This window comes from Cytobacillus sp. MT66 (assembly GCF_058792595.1).
Genome location: NZ_JBXAFB010000018.1, coordinates 1 through 24456 on the forward strand (window position 1 = coordinate 1; position 24456 = coordinate 24456).

General features: G+C 40.3%; 22 protein-coding genes and 1 pseudogene. 6 read left to right on the forward strand and 17 right to left on the reverse strand.

All coding sequences use genetic code 11. The features are described from left to right. Positions 1-103: 103 nt before the first annotated feature. The 3 genes from AC1Q59_RS21735 to AC1Q59_RS21745 all read right to left on the reverse strand — a co-directional run bounded on the left by AC1Q59_RS21735 (position 104) and on the right by AC1Q59_RS21745 (position 6440). A complete protein-coding gene (locus AC1Q59_RS21735) occupies positions 104-3178 on the reverse strand; it encodes an efflux RND transporter permease subunit (RefSeq protein ID WP_492367960.1) in 3075 nt (1024 codons plus the stop codon). Between the two features lie 141 nt (positions 3179-3319). Then, a complete protein-coding gene (nhaC, locus tag AC1Q59_RS21740; RefSeq protein WP_492367961.1) occupies positions 3320-4720 on the reverse strand; it encodes a Na+/H+ antiporter NhaC in 1401 nt (466 codons plus the stop codon). 139 nt (positions 4721-4859) lie between these two features. Next, complete coding sequence (locus AC1Q59_RS21745) at positions 4860-6440, reverse strand: peptide chain release factor 3 (RefSeq protein ID WP_492367962.1); 1581 nt, start codon at positions 6438-6440, stop codon at positions 4860-4862. 164 nt (positions 6441-6604) lie between these two features. On the opposite strand from AC1Q59_RS21745, the gene AC1Q59_RS21750 reads away from it, so the two are divergent. Continuing rightward, positions 6605-7468, forward strand: coding sequence for a metal-dependent hydrolase (locus AC1Q59_RS21750; RefSeq protein WP_492367963.1), 864 nt, complete (start codon positions 6605-6607; stop codon positions 7466-7468). A 68-nt stretch (positions 7469-7536) separates the two neighbouring features. On the opposite strand, the gene AC1Q59_RS21755 is transcribed toward AC1Q59_RS21750, so the two are convergent. From AC1Q59_RS21755 to AC1Q59_RS21775, 5 genes and pseudogenes are all read right to left on the reverse strand, one after another. Beyond that, complete coding sequence (locus AC1Q59_RS21755; protein ID WP_492367964.1) at positions 7537-8136, reverse strand: cell wall hydrolase; 600 nt, start codon at positions 8134-8136, stop codon at positions 7537-7539. Positions 8137-8367: 231 nt separating this feature from the next. After that, positions 8368-8454: pseudogene (locus AC1Q59_RS21760) on the reverse strand (YjcZ family sporulation protein); the annotation flags it as partial. 87 nt (positions 8455-8541) lie between these two features. Further along, positions 8542-8649 (reverse strand): YjcZ family sporulation protein, encoded by a 108-nt coding sequence (locus tag AC1Q59_RS21765; protein ID WP_492367965.1) that lies wholly within the window; start codon positions 8647-8649, stop codon positions 8542-8544. Between the two features lie 178 nt (positions 8650-8827). Then, positions 8828-9088 (reverse strand): inner spore coat protein YmaG, encoded by a 261-nt coding sequence (gene ymaG, locus AC1Q59_RS21770; RefSeq protein WP_492367966.1) that lies wholly within the window; start codon positions 9086-9088, stop codon positions 8828-8830. Positions 9089-9207: 119 nt separating this feature from the next. Then, positions 9208-9522: a metal-sulfur cluster assembly factor gene (locus AC1Q59_RS21775; protein WP_492367967.1), complete on the reverse strand. Its 315-nt coding sequence runs from the start codon at positions 9520-9522 to the stop codon at positions 9208-9210. Between the two features lie 236 nt (positions 9523-9758). On the opposite strand from AC1Q59_RS21775, the gene AC1Q59_RS21780 reads away from it, so the two are divergent. Then, positions 9759-9995: a helix-turn-helix domain-containing protein gene (locus AC1Q59_RS21780; protein WP_492368023.1), complete on the forward strand. Its 237-nt coding sequence runs from the start codon at positions 9759-9761 to the stop codon at positions 9993-9995. A gap of 121 nt (positions 9996-10116) precedes the next feature. After that, positions 10117-10305: an alpha/beta-type small acid-soluble spore protein gene (locus tag AC1Q59_RS21785; RefSeq protein ID WP_492367968.1), complete on the forward strand. Its 189-nt coding sequence runs from the start codon at positions 10117-10119 to the stop codon at positions 10303-10305. Positions 10306-10392: 87 nt separating this feature from the next. Here the strand turns inward: AC1Q59_RS21785 and AC1Q59_RS21790 are convergent, their stop codons facing one another. Both AC1Q59_RS21790 and nfsA read right to left on the reverse strand, forming a co-directional pair. Continuing rightward, complete coding sequence (locus AC1Q59_RS21790; protein ID WP_492367969.1) at positions 10393-11853, reverse strand: NAD-dependent succinate-semialdehyde dehydrogenase; 1461 nt, start codon at positions 11851-11853, stop codon at positions 10393-10395. Between the two features lie 43 nt (positions 11854-11896). Then, positions 11897-12652, reverse strand: coding sequence for an oxygen-insensitive NADPH nitroreductase (gene nfsA, locus AC1Q59_RS21795; RefSeq protein WP_492367970.1), 756 nt, complete (start codon positions 12650-12652; stop codon positions 11897-11899). A 384-nt stretch (positions 12653-13036) separates the two neighbouring features. On the opposite strand from nfsA, the gene AC1Q59_RS21800 reads away from it, so the two are divergent. After that, complete coding sequence (locus AC1Q59_RS21800; RefSeq protein ID WP_492367971.1) at positions 13037-13519, forward strand: hypothetical protein; 483 nt, start codon at positions 13037-13039, stop codon at positions 13517-13519. Positions 13520-13588: 69 nt separating this feature from the next. Further along, positions 13589-14824 carry a peptidase T gene (gene pepT / locus AC1Q59_RS21805; RefSeq protein WP_492367972.1) on the forward strand — a complete coding sequence of 412 codons (1236 nt, stop codon included), beginning with the start codon at positions 13589-13591 and terminating at the stop codon, positions 14822-14824. A 44-nt stretch (positions 14825-14868) separates the two neighbouring features. On the opposite strand, the gene AC1Q59_RS21810 is transcribed toward pepT, so the two are convergent. The 3 genes from AC1Q59_RS21810 to AC1Q59_RS21820 all read right to left on the reverse strand — a co-directional run bounded on the left by AC1Q59_RS21810 (position 14869) and on the right by AC1Q59_RS21820 (position 18029). Next, entirely contained in the window at positions 14869-15795 is a 927-nt protein-coding gene (locus AC1Q59_RS21810) for a COX15/CtaA family protein (RefSeq protein WP_492367973.1), read from the reverse strand. A 336-nt stretch (positions 15796-16131) separates the two neighbouring features. Beyond that, a complete protein-coding gene (locus tag AC1Q59_RS21815; protein ID WP_492367974.1) occupies positions 16132-16596 on the reverse strand; it encodes a CBS domain-containing protein in 465 nt (154 codons plus the stop codon). Between the two features lie 149 nt (positions 16597-16745). After that, positions 16746-18029: an MFS transporter gene (locus AC1Q59_RS21820; protein ID WP_492367975.1), complete on the reverse strand. Its 1284-nt coding sequence runs from the start codon at positions 18027-18029 to the stop codon at positions 16746-16748. A 713-nt stretch (positions 18030-18742) separates the two neighbouring features. Here AC1Q59_RS21820 and AC1Q59_RS21825 point away from each other — a divergent pair. Next, positions 18743-19567 carry an aldo/keto reductase gene (locus tag AC1Q59_RS21825; RefSeq protein WP_492367976.1) on the forward strand — a complete coding sequence of 275 codons (825 nt, stop codon included), beginning with the start codon at positions 18743-18745 and terminating at the stop codon, positions 19565-19567. 59 nt (positions 19568-19626) lie between these two features. Here AC1Q59_RS21825 and mtnA read toward each other — a convergent pair whose 3' ends face one another. The 4 genes from mtnA to AC1Q59_RS21845 are packed head-to-tail and all read right to left on the reverse strand — an operon-like array spanning position 19627 to position 24453. Continuing rightward, on the reverse strand, positions 19627-20691 hold the full coding sequence (mtnA, locus tag AC1Q59_RS21830; protein WP_492367977.1) for an S-methyl-5-thioribose-1-phosphate isomerase: 1065 nt from the start codon (positions 20689-20691) through the stop codon (positions 19627-19629). Continuing rightward, the gene (gene mtnK / locus AC1Q59_RS21835; RefSeq protein ID WP_492367978.1) at positions 20648-21928 is read right to left on the reverse strand and encodes an S-methyl-5-thioribose kinase; all 1281 of its coding nucleotides are present in this window, start codon (positions 21926-21928) and stop codon (positions 20648-20650) included. Before mtnK ends, mtnA begins: the two co-directional genes overlap by 44 nt. A 14-nt stretch (positions 21929-21942) precedes the next feature. After that, complete coding sequence (locus AC1Q59_RS21840) at positions 21943-22947, reverse strand: ABC transporter permease (RefSeq protein WP_492367979.1); 1005 nt, start codon at positions 22945-22947, stop codon at positions 21943-21945. Further along, positions 22948-24453 (reverse strand): sugar ABC transporter ATP-binding protein, encoded by a 1506-nt coding sequence (locus tag AC1Q59_RS21845; protein ID WP_492367980.1) that lies wholly within the window; start codon positions 24451-24453, stop codon positions 22948-22950. Positions 24454-24456: the final 3 nt, after the last annotated feature.

Below are 24456 nucleotides of genomic sequence, written 5' to 3' on the forward strand. Positions count from 1 at the left end.
GGCCAAATTTCAGTGAGCCAGAAATAAAAAAAGGGGGATCCAGAAAGTTAATCGAAACTTACTTTCTGGACAGCCCCCAAAATGAATTTTTATACATGGATTTTTACATTTTTTCAAACCTCTTTAAGCTCCTGGTATCTTTATCAAATAAGCTATAAACCACGGGGATGACAAAAAGAGTCAGAAAAGTGCTGCTAAACAGGCCCCCAATAACAACAATACCCATTGGCTGATTTAATTCAGAACCTTCCCCGATGCCAAGAGCAATAGGAATTAAACCAAGTATGGTTGTTAAGGCTGTCATGAGTATTGGCCTGACGCGATCTTTAACGGAAGTGACAATGGCTTCATAGGTTTGTATGCCCTGTTCCTTCCTCTGGTTAATATAATCAACGATGACAATCGCGTTATTAACGACAATCCCGGCAAGAACGATAATACCGATAATGGCTGTAATCCCGATTGGCGTATTTGTTGCCCTTAAAGCAATGGCCACACCAATTATCATAAGCGGAACTGTAAACATGATCACAAAAGGATACTTCAATGATTCAAATTGTGCTGCCATGACTAGATAGACAAAAATAATCGCCAAAACAAAAGCCATAATCATTTCATCAATTGAGGACTCAAGCAATTCACGGTCACCGCTGAAAACGATTTTCGTTTCATCACGGAGGTGAAGCTCTTCAATTTTTTTATCAACTTTTTTAGAGATGGCTCCCATGTTTGTTGCTGCTTTATATTTTAATGTGAACTGGACAGCATTTTCTTGGTTGATTCGCTGAATGCTTACTGGCCCTTCTCCTACTCTAATATCGGTTACATCAGCAAGGGCAATGTAGCTGCCATCGGGCTTTTTCAGAAGCAGCGTTTTCAGTTTCTCAAGATTTTGTGTAACCTCTGGATCGTACTCAACGAATACACCATAAATATTGGTATTTTCATCAATCATTTGTGCCGCGCGATTCCCTCTTGTCACATCATTGACAGCCATGGCAATTTGTCCAGGTGCCAGACCATTTTCTAAGGCTTTTTTGCGGTCAACAGTAATTTGAATTTCTTCTACTTTTTCTGAAAGATCTGATGAGAGCTCTGTAACATCATCAATGGTCTTCAAGGCATCAGAAATCTTCTCTACATCCCTGTTTAATGCCTTTTTATCAGTATTTTGCACACTAAAGGTCAGCGTATTAGGTGAAGTTCCTGATGACGATTGCAGGCTAAATGATAGTTCTGCATTTGGGTCTGCCTCTTTCACAGCATTTTCAAGCCGCTTCTTTACGTCGTCAACAAATTCAAAGGTTGATCGTTCCCGTCTTTTCAACTCCTTCATTTTTACGTATACTTCAGCAATGTTGGCATTTTTGGACCCGCGGAAGGATCCCTCTTGGGTTGTTCCGATTAGACTGACATATGTCTCAATATCCTTTTCATCCTTTAACTCGTTTTCTAAAGATGAGACGACACGATTAGTTTCACTAAGGGCAGCGCCATTCTGCAGCTTAACCTTCATAGTGAAAAAGCCTTCATCCGTGTTCGGAAGAAATTCTGTGCCAGCTTTTGATAAGGCATATCCTCCTCCGCCTAATAAAATCAAAGAAATCAGCAGAACAATGGCGCGATTTTTTAGCGACCATTTAACCGCCCCTTCAAGTAAGCGCATATACGGGGATGCTTGCCTTTTAGCCTCCAGATTTTTTCCTGGAGCCTTTAATAGCCTGCTTGCAAGCATCGGGACAACCGTTAAGGCAACAATTAATGAAGCAAATAGACTAAATGATATGGTTAAAGCAAATTCTGTAAATAATTGTCCGATGATACCAGTAATAAATACAACAGGCAAGAATACTGCTACCGTTGTTAAGGTTGATGCCGTAATCGCCGCGCCAACTTCCATGGCACCTTCAATCGCAGCCTTCTTTGAATCCTTTCCCATTGACAAATGGCGATAAATATTTTCGATCACCACAATCGAATTATCGACCAGCATACCAATCCCTAAAGCTAGTCCGCCAAGAGTCATAATATTTAAGGTGAAATCAGAAAAATACATTAAGACAAATGTGAAGATGACAGAATACGGAATGGATATTCCGATAATGAGCGGACTTCTCACATTTTTCAGGAACAAGAAAAGAACAATCATAGCAAACAGGCCGCCAAGGATAAGCGAGGTGGAAATATTACTGATTGCTAGCCCGATAAAATCTCCTTGGTCAAAAAGAATATCATAGGCAATATTCTTGTATTTCTCTTGGTCCAGTAGACCATCAAGACGGTGCTTAAATTCATTGGACACTTCGGCTGTATTTGCGTCTGACTGCTGCAGCACGCTTAATAGTACAGATGGTTTCTGATTTGCCCGAGTGATCGTTCTGTCATCTTCTTTTTGCATTTGGACCTTACTAATGTCCTGAAGTAATATTTCTTCCCCTGTAAAAGGATCAATTGTTACAGTTAATTTTTTAAGTGTGTCCAGCGAATCAATCGTGCTGATGACGCGGGTGGTCAGTTCCTTATCCCCTGTTAGCACCGTGTCCCCCGGCAGGGAGATTTGATTTGCCTGAATGACATTGACAATGTCTTCTTGGCTAAGCTGATATTCCTTTAATTGAGCCTGATCAAGTTCTACCCGAATTTCCTTTACTGCTGTTCCGGAGAGGTTGACACTGGCAACGCCAGGTACTCTAGCGAGGTCATTTTTTAGCTGAGTGGCAATATTTCTTAATGTTTCTTCCTCGGTATCGGAATGCAATGATAATTGAATGATTGGAAACTGTGACGGATCAAATTTCATGAACCTCGGTCGATCCGCACCATCGGGCAGCCGTGCTTGATCTACGCGCTGAATAATATCATTTTGAATTTCGTCTATATCGGTTGTCCATGAGAACTGTAAAAGAATAAAGTTTGCATTTTCCCGTGAAGAGGAAGTCATGGTCTTTAATCCTGGCAGTGTTGATAGGCTTTCCTCCAAAGGCTTTGTCACCTTTTGCGCAACTTCTTCAGAACTTGCACCTGGATAGGATGCTACAACAACCCCTACAGGCGGGTTAATATCCGGAATTAGCTTCATAGGAATATTTATAACGGAAACAATACCTAAAATTAAGACCAAAAACATCGTAACTAAAGTAAAGATTGGCCTTTTAATTGAAAATTGACTAATTCTCACCTTCATTCTCCTTTCAGCTAATGAGAAGACAGAACGGGTCTGTTTGCCTTAGAGTTTTCTGCTGACCGACATAGTCCAATCTAACTATAATGAAGCTTGTTAGCCAATTGCAAGCGAAACCACACAAAAAAAGCAGCTGTTTTAGGCAGCTGCTTCCTTTTTATAGCTTTTGGTTATGGTAAGCCCGGTAAGACCATAGGCAATTGTTAGAACAGGCGATAATAGGCAAAAGAAAGTAAACGGCAGGTAACTGAGAGTATCGACTCCTAATACACCGGTTAAAAAGACACCGCACACGCCCCACGGAACAAGCGGGTTTATAACCGTTCCCGCATCCTCTAATGCTCTTGAAAGATTTTTTGGATGCATCCCAGCTTTTTCATATAAGTCCCGGTAAGCATTTCCGGTCAAAAGAATGGAAAGATACTGCTCCCCTAGGAGAAAATTTATTCCTATCGCAGTTCCAGCTGTCGAAGCAATTAGGGCTGGCGCTTTTTGCAAAATCCCCTTCGCCCCATCTAATAGCGCAGGCAGCACGCCGAGTTTGACAAGGAGTCCGCCCATTGAAAGGGATAATAGGACTAATGAAATCGGAAACATCATACTCTCCATGCCCCCCCTTGATAAAAGGGAATCGATTTCTTCTGATCCGCTTTCCATTTTGTATCCTGAATAAAGAATATTCATTAACAATTGAACCGAAAGATCTTTTTGGACAACAAATCCGATCAGAGCTGCAGAAGCAATTCCGGCAGAAAGGGTTATAATAGCTGATACTTTTTTTATGGCCAGCAATGCCAATATCAAAAACGGGATAATTGAATACCAATGAATAAGACCTAATTCATTCAGTGAATGTTTTAATGCAGCTAATTTTTTGAATCCTGCTGACGCCTCTGTTGGCGATAAAAAAGCAAACAGAATTAATGATATGATAAAAGCTGGTCCAGTAGTCCAAAGCATATTTTTTATATGTTCGAATAAATCCACCTTGACAATGGCTGAAGCAAGATTAGTTGTATCTGATAATGGGGACATTTTGTCTCCTAAGAATGCTCCAGAAATAACTGCTCCTGCAGTAACGGCTTCAGATAACCCCAGGGATGCACTTACACTCATAAAGACAACCCCAATCGTTGCAGCAGTTGTTAAAGAGCTCCCAATGCTCATGCCTATAACTGATGTTACGATAAAAGCTATTGCATAAAAATATTTTCCATTTACTATTTCAAGGGCTAAATAGACAAAGGTTGGTATTGTACCACTAACCATCCAGCTGCTGATGAGCATGCCGATGAAAAAGAATAAAAGCACTGCTCCAAGCCCAGCCTTGGCCCCGTCTATCATGCCTTCTTCTAAGTCTTTAATCCGTACCCTTCTAATTATACCATAAAGGATTAAACCCATAATAGCCAATACAATAGGTATATGAGGAACTACCCCCGCAAATATAATTGCGTAACTAATTCCGCCTAATATGATGATGATAACCAATAAAGCTTCGATCGGCTTTAGCTTCAATACAGCATTCTCCAAGTTCATGGCGGAAGTCCTCCCCAAATTTTAACCGCTTTTTAACTTAAACGCTTTTTAGCGCTAAAGTAAAATATTATGTTACTAATATATTATTATGAAATAAAATTGTCAATAGGCATAAAAAAACGGCCTGGAATCAGGCCGTTTAGTGTTCGCTATCCATAGGATTATAAAGCTTTACATCAGGGTTCTTTTCTTGAAACCATCTTAAGGCAAAATCGTTTTCAAATAAAAATACTTTATTTTCGTATCTGTCATTAACAAGAAGGCTGCGGGAGCTGGAAAGATTTTCATCTACCACATTGCCCTCTACCCATCGGACAATCTTGGAACCAATTCGTTCCATAATCACTTCGGTATTATATTCATTTTTCATCCGATGTTCAAATACCTCAAATTGCAGCTGTCCTACTGCACCCAGTAATAGGTCATCTGTTTTAACTGTGCGGTAAAGCTGAATGGCGCCTTCTTGCACAAGCTGCTGAATGCCCTTATGGAAATGTTTTTGCTTCATAACATTTTTGGCTGTCACCCGAACAAAAAGCTCTGGTGTAAATTGCGGAAGCTTTTCAAAATTAAAATTGTCTTTTCCTTCCGTAAGTGTATCGCCTATTTGATAGGTACCTGTATCATAAATACCAATGATATCACCGCTGACTGCCGTATCAACCGTGCTGCGGTCATCGGCCATAAACTGCGTGGATTGTGAAAGTTTTACCTGTTTGCCAATCCTTGGAATACTTACAGTCATTCCGCGTTCGAATCGGCCAGAACAAATTCGTAAAAACGCGATTCTATCTCTATGTGCAGGGTTCATATTGGCTTGAATCTTAAAGATAAAACCAGAAAAACTTTCTGATAATGGATCAATCTTTCCTGCTGTTGAATTTCTTGGCTGCGGCGGTGGTGCAAATTGCAGATACGATTCTAAGAAGGTTTGTACCCCAAAGTTGGTCAAGGCACTGCCAAAGAATACAGGGGTCAATTCCCCGTTCTTCACCTTATCCGCTGAAAATTCGTTGCCAGCTTCATTTAAGAGCATGATTTCTTCAAGAACCTGGTCATAAAGTCCAGATTGCTTTATAGGATGGTCTCCAATAATTTCACCATCCTCATTTAGAGGAATAAACCGGCTTTCTTCGTCCACCCGGAACTGTTCGACCCGGTTATTGAAACGATCATAAATGCCCAGGAATTCCTTTCCCATCCCAATCGGCCAATTCATTGGATAAGATTCAATTCCCATAACCTCTTCTAATTCAGCTAACAGTTCTAATGGCGTTCTTCCCTGCCGGTCTAGCTTATTAATAAAAGTGAAGATGGGAATACCTCTCATGCGGCATACCTTAAACAGCTTCAATGTCTGCTCCTCAATCCCTTTCGCTGAATCAATAATCATGACCGCACTATCAACCGCCGTAAGCGTCCGGTATGTGTCTTCACTAAAATCTTGGTGCCCAGGTGTATCAAGAATGTTCACCCGTGCCCCATTATAATCAAATTGCATCACGCTGGATGTTACTGAGATCCCGCGTTGCTTTTCAATTTCCATCCAGTCACTTGTTGCGTATTTCCCTGTTTTCTTTCCCTTTACAGTACCCGCATCCCGAATTGCTCCCCCAAATAAAAGAAGCTTTTCTGTTAATGTCGTTTTTCCTGCATCCGGGTGAGAGATGATCGCAAACGTTCTCCGTGACAATACTTCATCTTTAAACTGATTTCCCATGGAATTTCCTCACTGACTCTATAATTTTGATAATGTTAATTTTATCTCTCAGAAAAAGAGATTGCAAGGCTGTAATAACCGCTAAAAAATGCATGCTAATAGCCTTCAGCCAAATTCACGGTTATAATGGAAATATTTACAGCCCCTTTATGGAGGAGTAATTTATGGATTCAATTACCCATACGTTATTCGGTTTTGCCTTATATGGAACCATTGATAAAAAAGAAATGGATAAAGATTCAAAAAGAGCCTTTTTGGTCACATCAGTTGGTGCTAGTCTCATTCCTGATATTGATGTCATTTCTCGTCTTTGGGATACAGGGGGCCTATATCAAATGTGGCATCGCGGCATTACCCACTCTGTTTTTTTGACCCCTGTATGGGCATTGCTATTTTTACTTATTGCCGCTTTCTTTTTCAAGGTAAAATCACTGAAACTGTTCCTGCTTGGATGGCTTGCTGTCTTTATCCATGATACAAGCGATCTATTTAATGCCTGGGGAACGGGTTATTTTGAACCCTTTTCATCAGCGCGCATTACTTTTGGCACCATCCCTATAGTTGATTTGGTATTTTGGTCAATATTAGGAGCTGCCTTCCTTTTTTCTAAGAGAAATAAACAAAAATCATTCCATTATTATCGAATGGCTTGGGCATTAATTGTCATACATCTGTTCATTCAAACCTCACAAGGCTTATTTTTATACCGTGAGTATGAAAATAAGTATGACCAGATAGCCCTATCAGCCGAGTTTATCCCATGGACTTTTTCTGTCATAACCAAACAGGATAATCAGGTTACAATATTTAAAGACAGTATATTAACTGAAAAGGAAACACAATATGTACTTCAGTCTGCAGAAGATGCCAATCTTGATTTGCTGTTCAGCAAGCTTCCTGAAGCGAAAACATTATATGAATGGTCACCCTTTGTGGTTCTAGTTGATGACGAGAAAAGAATAGGCCTATATGACCCTAGATTCTATCGAAATGGCCAGTCATTCTTATTTGAGTATATAGAAAAGTAATAAAAATACCCCGTAATGTTAGCTTGATGTCTAACATCCACGGGGTTGTTCACAATGAGTATTTCCTGTTATTTAGCAAATCGATGCTTTCCAATAACCGTTGTCACAGTTTTCGTTCTAAGCCACTTACTGCTTGTCTTATCTGGATTAAAGAAGAACACAGAATTACTTCCTTTTCCCTGCATAGCGAGTGCTTCCATAACAGCTCTTTTCGCATATTTATCTGCTGGCTTATTAATGGAGCCGTTATCTACTGGCTGGAATTGACGATCTTGATAAATCACTTCTTTAATTGTATCTGGGAAACGATCATCTGCTACACGATTTAAGACAACAACAGCAACGCCGACTTTACCAGCATATGGCTCGCCTTTAGCTTCAGCATGAACAAGTCTTGCCAATAAATCTTTTTCTGTATCTGAAATTGTTTCCGGCAAAATCAGTTTTTCACCTGGATAGATAATATCTGTTCTTTTATGATTTATTTCTTTTAGTTTAAGCTCCGACACCCCAAGCTTCACACCAATTTTAAAAAGAGAATCCCCTTCTTGAACTGTATATATAGTAACGTTATCTGCAGTCTCTGCATATGCACGTTGATGGCCAAATGGAATGAATGGGAATGAGAGCATCATGATAGCTGCAAATAGTGCTGCAAGCTTCTTCATTATATCTCCTCCTATAACATATCCTAATGCTTTCCAACAGCATCGTTAGGATTTATTTTGCTGAAAAATTGGAATTGAATATTCAACTCCTATCAACATGTATAACCCTAACACAGATATACATGATACTCTACACCTCAATTCTTTCCATGGAAAAGGTGACATTATTTAGAAGAGGGCAATTTTGCACAGAAAAAGCAGGGAAAACATATTTCCCTGCCTTCAAAGATTTTATCTCCAACAAGCTGCGCCAACGATAATTAGAAGGATAAATAGAACGACGATTAATGCAAAACCGCCTCCAAATCCGTATCCTCCATAACCGTAGCCGCCATAACCATAGCCGCCATAGCCGAACATAATCAGCTCTCCCCCCTTAATCTATTTTAATAAGATGAGACTGTTTTAGTAGTATCCGTAACCCCAAGAAGCACCGATAATAATCAATAGGATAAACAACACAACCAGTAAAGCAAATCCTCCACCAAAGCCGAATCCGCATCCATCTGACATAAACATATACCTCCTTTATTTGATTCTCTATATCCTATTCAAATATGAGCTATTGTGCGATAGACGAACACACAATTTGGGGGTTATCCCTATAGGGAATTTCTCCCTGCTCTTTGGCACCCATAGAAAAAAAAGCCCTGCTTATTGCAGAACTTTTTTGCTTTGATGTTCATTTTTATTACCAAAATCCTCCATAAGGGTAGCCACCGTAAAATGGATAGCCTCCATAATACGGGTAGCCTCCGTAGAATGGACCGCCTAGTAATGAGCCTAGTGCCAAGCCTCCTAAGAATGGAAGGCCAAAACCGCCAAAGCCGCCAAAGAACGGTCTTCTAAAGCCAAATCCGCCTCCAAAAAATGGTCTTCTGCCAAATCCAAAAGGTCTAATCCTGGCTTCATCCGCATGATGAACTTCATAGGGCATAAAATGATTATTCAATTTACATATCCTCTCCATATCATCTTTGTTATTTAATACCCACTAAATACTATGCAAATGACCAGAAAACTTCTTGGGTAATCACCTAATAAAGGAAAATATAGGGGGGTATTTATCATTTATCCATGGATTCCCAGCGCAAGCTTAGCGTACCGGGAAAGTCTTTCCTTTGACCAAGGCGGATTCCAGACAACATCAACATCTATATCCTTTATTCCATCAACATTGTCTAAAACGGCATTTTTTACACCTGCAACAATTTGTCCGGCCATTGGGCAGCCCATGGAAGTCATGGTCATGACAATATGCACCTTCTCGGCTTCCGGAAAGTTTACTTCATATATAAGTCCTAAATTTACAACATCAATGCCCAATTCGGGGTCAATGACCTCTTCAAGTGCCTCTAAGATTTGATCCTTTAGTTCGTTACTCATGGTTTTCCTCCTTAAATTTAGGATGACATGAAATTCAATTGAGATTTATTATCATTATAAGGATGAACAAGCCATGCAGAAGTGAACCGAATCACACTTTTTCTCTTTTACTAAAAAGATATGACATAAAATGTTCACATCATTAGGGGAAAAAGACCAGAAAAAATTTCTTTACAACTAAACCTTTCAATGCTAACTTAAAAAATAAAACACTAGGGAGGGGTTGTTATATGAAAATGAATAAAGAAATTGTTAAATTCATACGCAAAAGCTATAATCTGACTCAGCGCGATTTTGCGAAGCTTGTCAGCTGCAGCTTCTCGCTGATCGCTTTAGTTGAAGTTGGCAAAAGAAGAGTCACAACGGATCTTGAAAATAAAATAAAAAGCGCATTCGACCTTGACGACCAACAACTCCAATCAATAGCCTCACTTGTCTCAGAAATCAGCAAGGGAATTCCTCCATTTATGTAGACACGCAAGATGAAGATCGTGTTTTAAAATCATTAGATCTCATGCATCAAACAGCAATATCTCGGTTAAATTAAAACCGAGCAATATTTGCTCAAAATCTTCGTGGTGGGAGTGATGTATCGTGGCAAGAAACAAACTTTTGGTACCTGGTGCAGAAAATGTATTAGATCAAATGAAAAATGAGATCGCCCATGAGTTTGGAGTTCAGCTGGGTGCAGATACGACCGCACGAGCCAATGGTTCCGTCGGCGGAGAAATGACCAAACGACTCGTTGCCATGGCACAGGAACAATTAAAAAATCAGCAATAACCTTGCGCGTCTAGCTGAATAGAAGCTGGACAAATTTATTTTTAATTAAAAGAGACCCTTCATGACGAAGGGTCTCTTTTACTGTTATTACAATCCTAAAGAAATGTATTTTTCTTCTAAATAATCTCTGATTCCCTGATGTCCGCCTTCACGTCCATAACCGCTTTGATTCATGCCTCCAAATGGAGCCTGTGCAGAAGAAGGAATGCCATCATTTAAACCAATTACGCCAAAGTTTAATGCCTCAGAAACCTTCACTGCCCGGCTGATGTCAGAAGTATACAAATAAGCTGCCAAACCATATATGGTATCATTTGCTGCTTGAATGACTTCTTCATCTGTTGTAAAAGTGGATAATGGAGCTACAGGTCCAAACGTTTCCTCCTGCATAATTAACATATCATTCGTCACATTTGTTAACACGGTAGGTTCATAATAATAGCCTTTCTCACTAAGAGGCTTACCGCCATGAAGAACCACTGCACCTTTTTCCTCAGCATCCTGAACTTGCTCAGCAACCTTCTTCAAGCTGTCTCCATTTACTAAAGGTCCAATTTGAGTACCCTCTGCAAGACTATCTCCGACTTTTAATTGTTTTACCTTCTCAACAAATATTTTCGCAAATTCATCCTTGATGTTTTCATGCACATAGATTCGGTTTGCGCACACACATGTTTGTCCAGCATTTCTGAATTTGCTTGCTAATGCTCCTTCAGCTGCTTTTTCAAGATCAGCATCTTCAAAAATAATAAATGGAGCATGCCCGCCAAGTTCTAGTGATAACTTTTTCAGCTGCGGTGCCGATTTTTCAACAAGCGTTCTGCCTACTTCAGTGGATCCAGTAAAGGATATTTTCTTAACGATTGGGTTTTCAAAGATTTCATCCGAAATCTCTCCTGTTGCACCAGCAACAACATTAACAACACCTTTAGGGATTCCCGCCATTTCAACTAATTTTGCAAAAGCTAAAGCAGAAAGCGGTGATTGGCTGGCTGGCTTTACGACCCCAGTACATCCGGCAGCCATCGCTGGACCAAGCTTTCTTGTCATCATGGCTAATGGGAAATTCCATGGTGTAATTGCCGCAATGACGCCAACTGGCTGCTTAATAACAAATAATCGTTTATTCGGAACAGACGCTGGAATGGTTTCTCCATAAACGCGGCGGCCTTCCTCAGCATACCAAGTTAAAAAGCTTGCTGCATATTTAACTTCACCAAGCGATTCAGCATAAGCTTTTCCCATTTCAATGCTCATTAACGCTGCAAGCTCTTGTTCATATTCAAACATGAGATCGCGAAGCTTTAACATGTAATCTGCTCTTTCATAAGCTGTCAGCTTTGCCCATTTTGGAAATGCCTCATGGGCTGCTTCAATGGCTGCTTTAGCTTCAGCTTTACCGCCCCTAGGAATTTTTGCAACGATTTCCCCGTTTGATGGGTTCGTTAGATTAAAATAGGTATTTGAAGATGCCTTTACCCATTCCCCATTAATAAATAAGTTCATATCCTCTAGATCTAATAATTTGAAACTTGTTATTGCTGCCATTGTTTCTCCTCCTTCAAATATTTAATTAGTAAATCAGTACATCCTAAGTTAGATAAAACCCCTTTTCCTCAAGGAAAGATTTCATATGTGATCTTCTTTTCTCGGATAAAAACTTGCTCATTGTATCAGACCAGTCACTGTTTTTTGTATTTGTCAGACGATTTTTATAGTAATCACCAAGGATTTGATCATATTCCTCAATGATTTCATGATATTTCTGGGTGTCATACGTATTTTCATGCAGGATCGCTTCTACAGGCAACCGTGGTTTGACCTGATGCTGTTCATCCGGCACCCCTACCGTCATTCCGAATAGAGGAAAAGTCTTATCAGGAAGATTCACAATATCGGAAATTGCAGCGGGATTATTTCGTACACCGCCTATGTAGCATATTCCATACCCCTGAGATTCAGCGGCAATCACAAAATTTTGCGCAAACAGTGCTGTATCTATGACAGATACGAGAAAGTTTTCCGTTGTCTGCTGCTGGATATCTGTTCCTTTCTTCTGGCAGGCTAATTCCAGACGTTTCATATCGGCACAAAACAGCAACAACACAGGTGCAGAATTAATTTGAGGCTGATTTCTAGAAAGCTCGCCGATTTCTCTCTTTTTGTCTTCATCCGAAACTAAAATTACAGAATAGGCCTGAACAAAATTAGACGAAGCAGCATGCTGGGCTGCATTCAGCAAATTTTTCAATGTTTCCACTGGAATTTTATCTTGTTTGTACTTTCGAACCGATGTATGCCTTTTCAGCAATTCCGCGGTACTTGTAAATAAGTCTTTTTCATTCATGGTTGTTCCCACCTTCTTACCGGCTTGTCATATTTTTATCAGGACAAAGCTAATTATACCTCAAATATTCTAAACAATCAAAAAATTAACTTATCCTTCCAATAATATTATCTCAGATTTTTTAGATTAAATTAAGGTTTAGAAAAATATGATATATTTGGTTTAAAATTAATAGCTCTGTTAAGTTTGATCTTGATTTCCTCTCCAGGCGCTTCGCGCACCTAAGGGCGTTTTGCGAGCCTCCTCGTCGCCGTGCTCCTGCGGGGTCTCGCTTCAACGCTGAGCCCCTAGGAGTCTACGCGCCTTCCGATCCAATCAACTAAGCGGTTAAAATCATCATTAAGCTTTAACAAAGCCATATTAATAAAATAAGCAGGTGGTAAAATGATTGCAAGATGGCTGACTGTTAATATCATAACCGTCATTATGATTGTGCTGTGGAGTCTGTACCGCGGATATGATACAAATGTTATATTAATTGGAAAACTGATTGCACAGGCTGCTTTTATCCTTTTCCTTGTTAATGTAAATATGTATTTTGTTTTCCTGTTTATCCGCAAAAGCAAAAATCGAAATGCAAAGATTAAGCTTGCGAAAATTTCCAAAAGGATGATGAAATATCATATTTCCATTGCCCTCTCCGCCACCCTGCTTATTGTCATTCATGCCGGAGTGATGATTGTCTCCCATTCGGACATCTTATGGCAATCTAAAACGGCTAGCGGAATTGCAGCTATCACCATTTTGCCTATTTTGCTGTTCAGCGGTCTATTAAGAAGATGGAAAGCCTCCGGTAAAAGAAGAAAGTTTCATTATACAATGTCTTTTATTTTTATTGCCTTTGTCTTCTTTCATATTTTTATTTAGCTTTACTAAAAACTAAGCCAACTAGATTATAATAAAAATGGCAACAGTATCATTAAGGAGTGATAACAAATGAAAAAGGAAATCATTAAACGTTTTACTACATACGTTAAAGTTGATACACAGTCTAATGAAGAAAATGAAGCGTGTCCTTCCACACCTGGACAATTAACATTAGCTAACATGCTTGCAGAGGAATTAAAGGCAATTGGCATGGAAGACGTTCATCTTGATGAAAATGGCTATTTAATGGCTACCTTACCTGCTAATACTGATAAAACCGTTCCTACCATTGGCTTTTTAGCACATGTGGATACAGCAACTGATTTTACAGGGGCGAATGTAAACCCGCAGATTCACGAAAATTACGATGGCACTGACATTATATTAAACAAGGAACAGCAAATCATCCTGTCCCCCAAGGATTTTTCTAGCCTGCCTAAATATAAGGGTCATACACTGATTACAACCGATGGCACAACGTTATTAGGCGCTGATAACAAAGCAGGGATTGCAGAGATTATGACTGCGATGGATTATTTAATAAAAAATCCTGAAATCAAGCACGGAAAAATAAGAGTTGCCTTTACACCTGATGAAGAAATTGGCAGAGGACCCCACAAATTTGATGTAGCCGCATTTGATGCTAAATACGCTTATACTGTTGATGGCGGCCCCCTCGGTGAACTTCAGTATGAAAGCTTTAATGCAGCCTCCGCAAAAATTACTGTAAAAGGCAATAATATTCACCCGGGAACAGCCAAAGGTAAGATGGTTAACTCGGCTAAAATCGCAATGGAGTTTCATGCAAGCCTGCCTGCAGAAGAAGCGCCTGAGTTTACAGAAGGGTATGAGGGCTTCTATCATCTCCTCTCCATTAACGGGGATGTAGAAGAAACAAAGCTAAGCTATATCATAAGGGACTTTGATAAGAATAATTTTGAAGCAAGGAAAAATACGTTTAAGCAAATAATTGAAGAGCTGAAGAAAAAATATGGTCAAGAAACCATCGTGCTTGAAATCAATGATCAATATTATAATATGAAAGAAAAAATTGAACCTGTAAAGGAAATTGTCGATATTGCCCATCAAGCAATGGAAATGCTAAATATCACCCCAATAGTTGAGCCAATCCGTGGAGGTACTGATGGTTCCCAGCTTTCCTATATGGGACTCCCAACACCAAACATTTTTACTGGCGGAGAAAACTATCATGGAAAATATGAATACATTTCTGTCGATAATATGGAAAAAGCAACAAATGTAATTATCAATATCATTCGGCTTTTTGAGGAAAAGGGAAAATAGGAAATAAAAACAAGCTGCAATCACCCCGGTTGCAGCTTTGATTTTTATATAAGCTTTTTGCCTTCTTTGCTTATCAGAACAGAGGTCTGTTTGGTCTTTGCATGCATCCCTGCACAAAGCCTTATCTCAAAAGCAGCGGCAAACAGTGCTGATCCAATGGCTAGATGCAGGACAGCCCAGAAAATATCAAGAAAACTGACAATGGTTAAGACTCCCGCTATGAGCTGCAGAAGAATGATTAAAGAAGCTGTCATTAGGCGGTTTTGCAGAGAGGTATGCCATCCCTTGGCAACAGCCCAATATGTTAGTAATAGAATGTAAAGAGTGGTGGCAGCTGCTAGTATCCGATGCATCGTTTGCAATATTTCTGGAAAACTTGCAGGAAAGAATGCAGTTCCGCAATCCAGCCAGCTGCAGGCCAATCCATATGTCTCGTGCTTAATATAGGCTCCAATAGCTAAAGTGAACAAAACCATGATTAACAGGATATTAAAATGAATAACTCCCTGTTGTTTCTTTCCTTTTGATACAGGCGCATCCCCCCCTGTTTCTATCCGTCCGGCATGATGCAACACCCATATAAGGCTTGCAAGAAAAATCATTGCGATTAATAGATGAGAGGTAACAACAATAGCAGGCAGATCTAAAATAACTACAACTGCCCCTAATAAGATCTGAATTATGAGCAAAAATAAAATTCCCCATGCAGCCGTCCGAACCTGTCCATTTTTAGAATGACGCAACAATCTTATGACAAGTACAAGTGTTAAAACTCCAAGAATCGCCCCAATGACCCTGTGGGTAAACTCAATCAAGGTCTCACCCTGCAAAACCGGAATGACTGATCCATTACACAATGGCCATTCTGGCCCGCATCCCATTCCCGATTCAGAGGACGCAACATATCCACCAAAAACAATTAATGCATAGGTAAGAATTATGGTTAAAAATGCTAAGCTTTTAATCTGCAATCCCTTCACCCTTCGATAAGATAATTTTGAATATTTACACTAGTTTAACAAATATTCATTTATCTTACGGTGACATACCTCACACTTCAGAGGATCACAAATGATTTTAATTGAAGGCTAAGTTGTTAATTTTAACCGCTTAGTTGATTGGAGTGGAAGGCGCGTAGACTCCTGGGGGATCAGCGTTGAAGCGAGACCCCGCAGGAACGTATGTGACGAGGAGGCTCGCAAAACGCCCCCCGGAAAGCGAAGCGCCTGGAACGGAAATCAACGGCCAATTGTGGTACGCTTTAACAAGTCAAATTGAAAAATGCCTCTCAAAATAAGGGGCATTTTTTATAAGTTAGTTAGAATGGAAGCCTGGATTTTTCGCAGGACATCTCCTCTGCTTATGACGCCTATGACTCGATTATTTCGGTTAACAACAGGGAGTTTTTTAAAATGATGTTTAGACAGCAGTTTAACAGCATGGTCAATTTCATCATCGGGGTAAACAGTAATCAAACCCTTTGTCTTTGCAATTTTAATAATTTCAACATCCGCTATTTCCTTAATACGGGTTTGCAAATTATGTTCCGCCAGATACTCCATATATAGGCCAAGCCCATAGATCTGACTCTCAATCGGTTTAATAGTACGCAAAATATCACCGTCAGATACCATGCCAAGCAATGCGTCATGGTCATCACAAATAGGCATGCCCCCGATTTCCTTGTCCACTAAAATTTCCAAGACCTCTTTCACGCTTGTCTCCGGTTTTACTTTGATTACATTGTATATCATAAATTCTCTTACCAGCATATTTTGCCACCTCGGTGAAAATCGTAACATTAATATCCTATACTTTCCAACGAATTTTTTTCGAAATACTATCCTGCTATTATTATGAACCAAAACCCTATTCGTTATCTGACCATAAAAAAAAGCCCCTAATCGCAGGGCTTCCTTAACTAATGAACATCTTTTGAAACTGCATTTCCGATTATCATTTCTTCTTGATTTGGCACTCTTAGTAAAATAAAGCCGCCAATGATAAACAAAACAACAAGACTCAGCACCCCGCTGTTCGTACTTCCTGTCAGCTGAGTGGTTGCACCCATGATTGCAGGTCCTGCAATTGCGGCAACTTTTCCAAAAATATTGTAAAAGCCAAAAAATTCGTTAGAGGATTCCTTTGGGATTAATTTGGCAAAATAAGCTCGGCTTAACGCCTGGATGCCGCCTTGGACAGAAGCTACTAGCATCGCTAAAATCCAAAAATCAAGCACCGTTTTAAGAAAATAAGCATAGATGCATATACACATATAGATAAAAATAGCTGTTAATATCATCTTTTTTTCGTTAAACTTTTGCCCGAGCTTGCCAAAGAGAATGGTAAACGGCGCAGCAACGACCTGGACCAAAAACAGTACAATCAAAAGCGTTGATGCACCGATCCCCAGATCAGAGCCATATGCAGTCGACATCGTTAAAATTGTATGGACGCCATCAATATAAAAGAAATACGCTAATAAAAACAGAAATAAGGCACGGTAGGCTTTGATATTTTTCAAAGTTTCATAAAGCCTTTTAAAACTCGTTGAAACAGGGTTTGGCACACGCTCTATATAATAAGTCTGGTTAACATTTTTCAGCATTGGAATCGTAAAAAACCCCCACCATAGGGCGGTGATCACAAAAGCAATCTGGCTGGCTGTCCCAACAGATAAAGAAATCTTCTCCATCTGTGCTAAAAGAATAATCGCAATCGAAATAATAAAAGGAATCGTACTGCCGATATAGCCAAGCGCAAAACCGTTTGAAGAGATTTTGTTCATTCTCTTCTTAGTAGTTACGTCTACAAGAAAAGCATCGTAAAAAATATTGGCTCCGGCAAAGCCAATGGACGTTAATATAAAACAACCAAGTAAAATCAGCCATTGGTCATTTGGAATAACCGCCAGCATGAATGTGAAAATGATCCCTAAAGAGGCAAAGAAAGCAAAAAACCTTTTTTTGAAGCCTTTAAAATCAGCGATAGTTCCCAGCAGCGGTGCTAATATTGATAACAGAAGTGTAGCTGTTGAATTGGCATAACCCCAGTAAGCTGTTGACGTGGATGATGCAATCCCAGCTTCTGTTGCAGCTGATTTAAAATAAAGCGGAAAAATCGCCGTTACTACAACAATGGCATAGGCCGAATTCGCCCAATCATAAAATGCCCAGCTTCGTTCTTCCCGGTTCATTTTCTCCAATAAAATACCCCCTTTATAATTCCATTGTACACTTTATTTGCTGAATATTCGTTAATTTTTTATGTGAATTTCTATAATTCTGAATACCAATCAATACTAAAATTCCCTGAGTACGAAATTTGAAAATTGATGTGCATATTGCTATTCTTATTATCGGAATTGGAATATTCCAGGCGAATAAACGGCTTGGGTTTCGGAGTTGTTCATAGTTCGGACTGAGTTTGCGGATATGCTGCTTTTGTTGTCTGAAATCGGGCCTGGTCCAGACTTGTTTCGTGTTAAATCCGGGGCCTCTGTCCGAAGGTCCGCCCGGTTCAGACTCGTTTCGCGTTAAATCCGGGGCCTCTGTCCGAAGACGCGCCTAGTTCAGACTCGTTTCGCGTTAAAACAGACAGCTCTGTCCGAAGGTCCGCCCGGTTCAGACTCGTTTCGCGTTAAATCCGGGGCCTCTGTCCGAAGACGCGCCTAGTTCAGACTCGTTTTGCGTTAAATCCGGGGCCTCTGTCCGAAGGCGCGCCTGGTTCAGACTCGTTTCGCGTTAAAACAGACAGCTCTGTCCGAAGACACGCCTAGTTCAGACTCGTTTCACGTTTTATCAGCCGACAATGTCCGAACTGCTCTCCATTTTAGACTAGCTTTTTTAAAAACCGGACAGCTCTGTCCGAACTTCGCCTGGCTAATCCTAGTTCAAATAATGGCAGGAGGTTTTTCTATTGAATTTTGTTACTTTAAATAATGGATTAAAAATGCCGCAGCTTGGTTTTGGTGTTTGGCAGGTAGAAAATGATCAAGCAGCCCTTTCTGTTGCAAAAGCATTGGAAACAGGCTATCGCTCCATTGATACAGCAATGATTTATCAGAATGAAAAAGGAACAGGAAAAGCAATCCGCGAATCCGGAATTCCTCGTGATGAACTTTTTATCACAACAAAGGTTTGGAATAGCGATCAAGGATACGAAAATACACTTAAGGCCTATGATGCAAGCCTTGAAAGACTTGGACTTGATTATGTGGATCTTTATTTAATCCACTGGCCTGCCCCGGATTTTGATCAATATGTTGATACATACAAAGCAATGGAAAAGCTTTATAAAGATGGACGCGTAAAGGCAATCGGCGTTTGCAACTTCCATATTGAACATTTGGAACGAATTCTGAAGGAATGCGAAGTTAAACCAGTATTGAATCAGGTAGAATGCCACCCATACCTCGACCAGAAAGAGCTAAAGGAATTCTGTGCTAAACACGATATCTTCGTTGAGGCATGGAGCCCGCTGCAGCAAGGCGGAGAGGTTTTAAAGGATGAGGCCGTACAAAAAATTGCTGTAGCTCACGGAAAATCTTCCGCACAGGTTGTCCTGCGCTGGCATTTGCAAAATAACACCATTGTTATTCCAAAATCAGTGACACCATCCCGAATTGAAGAAAACTTCCAGGTGTTTGATTTTGAATTAACAGCGGATGAAATGGGAGAAATCAATAAACTAAACCGCAATGAGCGCAAAGGTCCTAACCCAAGTGAGTTTCATGTAAAATAATAAAAGCCTTCTATATAAAAAAACCGCGCTCCCGCTTCAATAGCGGGAGCACGTTTTTTTTATTTTTTAGCCAATTCACTTAAACTTTGCTCAAAAGGCGCATAGGCAATTCCTTTTTCCGTTATAATGGCTGTAATTAACTCGTGATCTGTTACATCGAAAGCTGGATTATACGTTTTCACCTTATCCGGCGCCATTGGTTTTTCATACCACTTTGCCGTAATTTCTTCTGAACTTCTCTGTTCGATCGGGATATTCTCCCCTGTTGGGCACTCAAGATCAACCGTTGAAAGCGGGGCACAGACATAGAATGGAATGTTGTAATGCTTCGCGAGAATAGCAAGACCTGATGTGCCAATTTTATTTGCCGCATCGCCATTTGCTGCTACCCGATCACATCCAACTAATACGGCCTGCACCTTTCCTTCCTTCATGACAATAGAAGCCATATTATCGCAGATAAGAGTCACATCTACACCTGCTTCTTGCAATTCCCAGGCTGTCAGGCGTGCTCCCTGCAAAAGAGGTCTCGTTTCATCGGCGTATACCTGGAAATTATAGCCTCTTTCCTGACCCAAATACATCGGTGCAAGTGCAGTTCCATATTTTGCTGTTGCAATGGTCCCTGCATTGCAATGAGTCAATAGCCCCCATCCCGGTTCCAGCAGGGAAAGCGCATACTCGCCAATGGACAGACAAACCTGCTCGTCTTCCTCACGGATTTTCTCTGCTTCATCCCTTAAAGCTTTTTTTATTTCATCAACACTTTTTTCTGCTTCACTGTAAAGGCGTTGTTCCATCCGGTTTAATGCCCAAAACAAATTAACAGCAGTTGGCCGTGATGTTTCAAGATAAGCCTTTATGTTGCTGAAATCCTCTTGAAGACCGATAAAGCCGTCAGCTTGAGATTGTTTGGTACCAAGGTAAATTCCATAGGCCGCAGCAATCCCAATCGCCGGTGCTCCCCTTACCTTCAAATGGTAAATAGCATCCCAAACTCCTTCCACGCTTGATAAAGAAAGAAAAACTTTTTCATTTGGTAAAAGAGTTTGATCAAGAATGACTACAGAACTTTTTTCATCATCCAATCGTACTGATTGAATGGCTGCGATAGATGCTGTCATTGGTTTGTTCCCCTTTAATCTGACTAATACTCTGATGCAAAACCTTTAGAAATTCCTCGCCTGTCCGAACAGCAGAGCGTTCAAGGATAAACGTTTTTCCAGCTGTTAAGCAAATCTTTTCAGCAATGACCCGATTGTTTCCATCCGTAATAGAGGTAATGTCCTTCACATGAGCAATACCGATAATCCTTCTGCATAGTTCGAGCCCTGTGACGGCTGCTGTATCTTCTAGAATGGAATCGAGATATTGCTCTTTAAAGCCTGGAACTTTAGCTGTTGGTTCTGAACATTTCTCATCCCAGAGCTTTGAGAATTTCTCAGTAAACAATTGAATAACTTGTTGAATAGCAGTCTCTATATATTGTAAGTAATCTTCTCTTGCACTCTTTTCTTCTATTATAATGCTTCCACTTACATAGGCAAAAATAAGGTTGGCCACGACGTTTCCAATATCATATCCCGCCGGACCATAAAATGCGAATTCAGGATCAATGACCTTTGTTGAATCCTCTTTAACAAAAATAGAACCTGTATGAAGATCGCCATGCAAAAGACTCTGGGCCTTTGTCATAAAATCAAATTTCAGCTTAGCTGTTTCTAAAGCAAGCCTCTGATCATTCCAGATTGTTTCACGGATAAACTCCCTGGTCCCTTCAAACACATCATTTTGCTCACAGTCATAAAATGGCTCCGTATAAACTAGATCCTCGGAAATTTCACAGAGTTCCGGATTGGTAAATTGCTGCACATATGCTTTTTTATCCTTATGATTTAAGACAACATCGGAGGTTAAAAGCAGTGTATTTGCCAGAAAGTCAGTTATATGCTCGGCAAACAATGGGAATTTTTTATGCTTTAATAAGGCTGTTCGCATGATTTCATGGTCTGACAAATCCTCCATGGCACAGCAGTTCATAATGGGGTCGTAATGATAAATTTCCGGAACTAACCCCTTTACTAATTCACCCTGAAGTTTTAAAATATCACTTTCAATTCGATTGCGGTCAGGCGATACTTTGAAGGCATCAGAAATCCGAGCTACAGGGCCAGCCTGTTTAATAATAACGGATTTGCCAGTCTCATGATCTACGATTCTAAAAACATAATTTAAATTCCCATCACCGATTTCACGGCATTCCAATTTTGCACCGGTTTCAAAAAAGCTGAGCTGTACTTGTGCATACTCAACAGCATCCTCTTCGTTCATTGTAAAATAACCGGAAGTAAAATCTCGCATTCTTATTCCCTCCTTTATTTTTGTCTATAGTAGGTTAGGCCGAGAGCAAAAACTAACACAGCACCTTTTACAATATCCATCGCATAGTAGGGCACTGACATCATGACAAGGCCATTTTGTAAAAGGCCAATCAAGACCGCTCCAATAAATGTGCCAAATGCATTAGGTTTTCCGGCTCCAAGAACAGACAGCCCAATAAATGCTGCGGCAACTGAATCCATTAAGTAGGGTGCTCCAGCGTTTATTTCAGCTGTCATCACCCTGGCAGCAAGAACAGTTCCTCCAACGCCTGCACAAAGGGCCGATAACAGATATGCGAGCATTTTATATTTGTTTACAGGGATGCCCGACAGTCTGGCAGCCTCAGCATTCCCGCCGATCATATACATATACCTTCCATGCTTTGTATAGTTTAAAAAGATATGAACAACGATGACAATAACAATCATAATCAAAATAATCCACGGAACCTGGCCGATTTTTGCAAATGCCGGGCTTATTGTCCCCGTGGCATATGAACCATCAGGCATGATCATATTTTGTGTAATCGTTGCTCCCTTCGTATAAGTTAAAGCGACGCCCTGAATAATGAACATCATCGCCAGGGTAGTCAGCATATCTGGAATTTTCATTTTTACAATCAGGGCAGAATTCAATAGACCCACAGCCAAGGCAGCTGCCATACCAGCCGCTAGAGCAGTAAACAGATTTTGTGAATACCAGACAAACATGGAAATCACAATCGCGTTGGCGACCGAGGCTGTTGACCCTACCGATAAATCAAATCCATTGACAGATAAAGAGATGGTCACTCCGATTGCAATAATCGTTACAATGGAAATGGAGCGAAAGATATTAACAATATTGCTTCCATCGATAAAAGCAGGATTTGCTGCCGTAAATACAATGACAAGCAAAAAAATAGTAATAATGGTTCCATATTTATATAGGAAATCAAACAGCTTAAAAGGCCTATTCACAGATTGCTTTTTTTCCAAGAGGTTTTGTTGTGCAGCCATTTATTTTCCTCCTGTAGAATAATATAAAAGTTCTTGCTCGTTCGTTGATGCTGTTTCCAGCTCTTTTACCACTTTTCCGTCATAGATGACATAGACCCGGTCTGTCATCCCAAGGATATCTGACAGTTCGCTGGAAGCATATAGCACCGATTTTCCCTGTGCAGCAAGGTCAGCTATGAGCTGGAATATTTCTCTTTTCGCTCCGACGTCTACTCCCTTTGTCGGTTCGTCAAAAATGTAAATTTCCGACTCTCCTGCCAGCCACTTTCCAATGACCACCTTCTGCTGATTTCCTCCGGACAAACTCTCTGCCTTCGTGTCAGTTGATGGGGTTTTAATATTTAATCGATTAATAAGATCATTAGCCTCTCTTTTCTCATCTTGAAATTGGATCAGCCCAAAGATCTTGGATAATCTTTTCAAAACAGAAACACTTAGATTGACTGCTACAGACTCAGAAACAACCAATCCTTCTTTCCTTCTCTCCTCGGGAACCAAAGCCACTCCTGCATGAACAGCATCAGCTGGGGATTGAAATTTTTCCTTTTTACCGCGAATGATAATTTCACCGGAATACTTCGGCGCCGCACCAAACAAAGCTTTGCAAATCTCAGTTTTTCCGGCTCCTACAAGTCCGGCTAGACCCACAATTTCACCTTTTCTCATATGGATACTCAGATTTTTAACTATATCCCCGTCGGAAAATGCTACTGTCTCTAACACGGTTCTCCCAATCTCCGGCTTCCTTAGAGGGTATTGTTCACCTAATGATTTACCAAGCATATGCTCGATAACGCTTTTTGGAGAGGTGATCTCGGTCTTTTCAGCCATGACAATTTCGCCATTTCGCATCACAGTTATTGCTTCACATATTTCGAATAGTTCAGGCAGCCGATGGGAAATAAAGATAATCGCTACACCCTTTTCTTTAAGAAGGCGAATCAGCCTGAAGAGCTCATCTGTTTCGTTTTGGCTTAATGGGGCGGTCGGTTCATCTAATATCAGGCATTGGCACTGATTGGAAATGGCTCTTGCTATCACAACCATTTGTTTTTCGGCTAATGTAAGTTCTTGGATAAGCCTATTGGTTGGAATATCAACCTTCAAATCTGCCAAAATATTAGCAGCCTCTTTATGAACCGTCTTCCAATTAATCCATTGTCTTTTGCCCATTTGATGAACCATCTGTTCAAGCATAATATTCTCGCCGACAGTTAAATTTCCAACTAAGGCCGTGTCAACCTCCTGGTAGACCATTTGTATGCCAAGCTCTTTTGCTTTTTTAGGCGTTCGGATATCTACTTTGTTCTGGTTAAAATAAATGTCCCCACGGTAGTGGTCATAGGCACCTGATAGCACCTTCATTAGGGTTGATTTTCCCGCGCCGTTAGCGCCAATCAGCGCCTGGATTTTACCTTTTTCAATTTGAAAATGCACATTTTTTAAAGCAGCGACACCAGGGAAATCAATTGAGATATTTCTCATTTCAATCATTGCTGCAGTCATTCC

Excerpts from the sequence above, each read along its gene's own strand:
- nhaC (WP_492367961.1), bottom strand. The coding sequence starts at position 4,720 with ATGAACTTGGAGAATGCTGTATTGAAGCTAAAGCCGATCGAAGCTTTA.
- AC1Q59_RS21745 (WP_492367962.1), bottom strand. The coding sequence starts at position 6,440 with ATGGGAAATCAGTTTAAAGATGAAGTATTGTCACGGAGAACGTTTGCG.
- AC1Q59_RS21750 (WP_492367963.1), top strand. The coding sequence starts at position 6,605 with ATGGATTCAATTACCCATACGTTATTCGGTTTTGCCTTATATGGAACC.
- AC1Q59_RS21755 (WP_492367964.1), bottom strand. The coding sequence starts at position 8,136 with ATGAAGAAGCTTGCAGCACTATTTGCAGCTATCATGATGCTCTCATTC.
- AC1Q59_RS21765 (WP_492367965.1), bottom strand. The coding sequence starts at position 8,649 with ATGTCAGATGGATGCGGATTCGGCTTTGGTGGAGGATTTGCTTTACTG.
- AC1Q59_RS21775 (WP_492367967.1), bottom strand. The coding sequence starts at position 9,522 with ATGAGTAACGAACTAAAGGATCAAATCTTAGAGGCACTTGAAGAGGTC.
- AC1Q59_RS21780 (WP_492368023.1), top strand. The coding sequence starts at position 9,759 with ATGAATAAAGAAATTGTTAAATTCATACGCAAAAGCTATAATCTGACT.
- AC1Q59_RS21790 (WP_492367969.1), bottom strand. The coding sequence starts at position 11,853 with ATGGCAGCAATAACAAGTTTCAAATTATTAGATCTAGAGGATATGAAC.
- nfsA (WP_492367970.1), bottom strand. The coding sequence starts at position 12,652 with ATGAATGAAAAAGACTTATTTACAAGTACCGCGGAATTGCTGAAAAGG.
- AC1Q59_RS21800 (WP_492367971.1), top strand. The coding sequence starts at position 13,037 with ATGATTGCAAGATGGCTGACTGTTAATATCATAACCGTCATTATGATT.
- pepT (WP_492367972.1), top strand. The coding sequence starts at position 13,589 with ATGAAAAAGGAAATCATTAAACGTTTTACTACATACGTTAAAGTTGAT.
- AC1Q59_RS21815 (WP_492367974.1), bottom strand. The coding sequence starts at position 16,596 with ATGCTGGTAAGAGAATTTATGATATACAATGTAATCAAAGTAAAACCG.
- mtnA (WP_492367977.1), bottom strand. The coding sequence starts at position 20,691 with ATGACAGCATCTATCGCAGCCATTCAATCAGTACGATTGGATGATGAA.
- mtnK (WP_492367978.1), bottom strand. The coding sequence starts at position 21,928 with ATGCGAGATTTTACTTCCGGTTATTTTACAATGAACGAAGAGGATGCT.
- AC1Q59_RS21840 (WP_492367979.1), bottom strand. The coding sequence starts at position 22,947 with ATGGCTGCACAACAAAACCTCTTGGAAAAAAAGCAATCTGTGAATAGG.
- AC1Q59_RS21845 (WP_492367980.1), bottom strand. The coding sequence starts at position 24,453 with ATGACTGCAGCAATGATTGAAATGAGAAATATCTCAATTGATTTCCCT.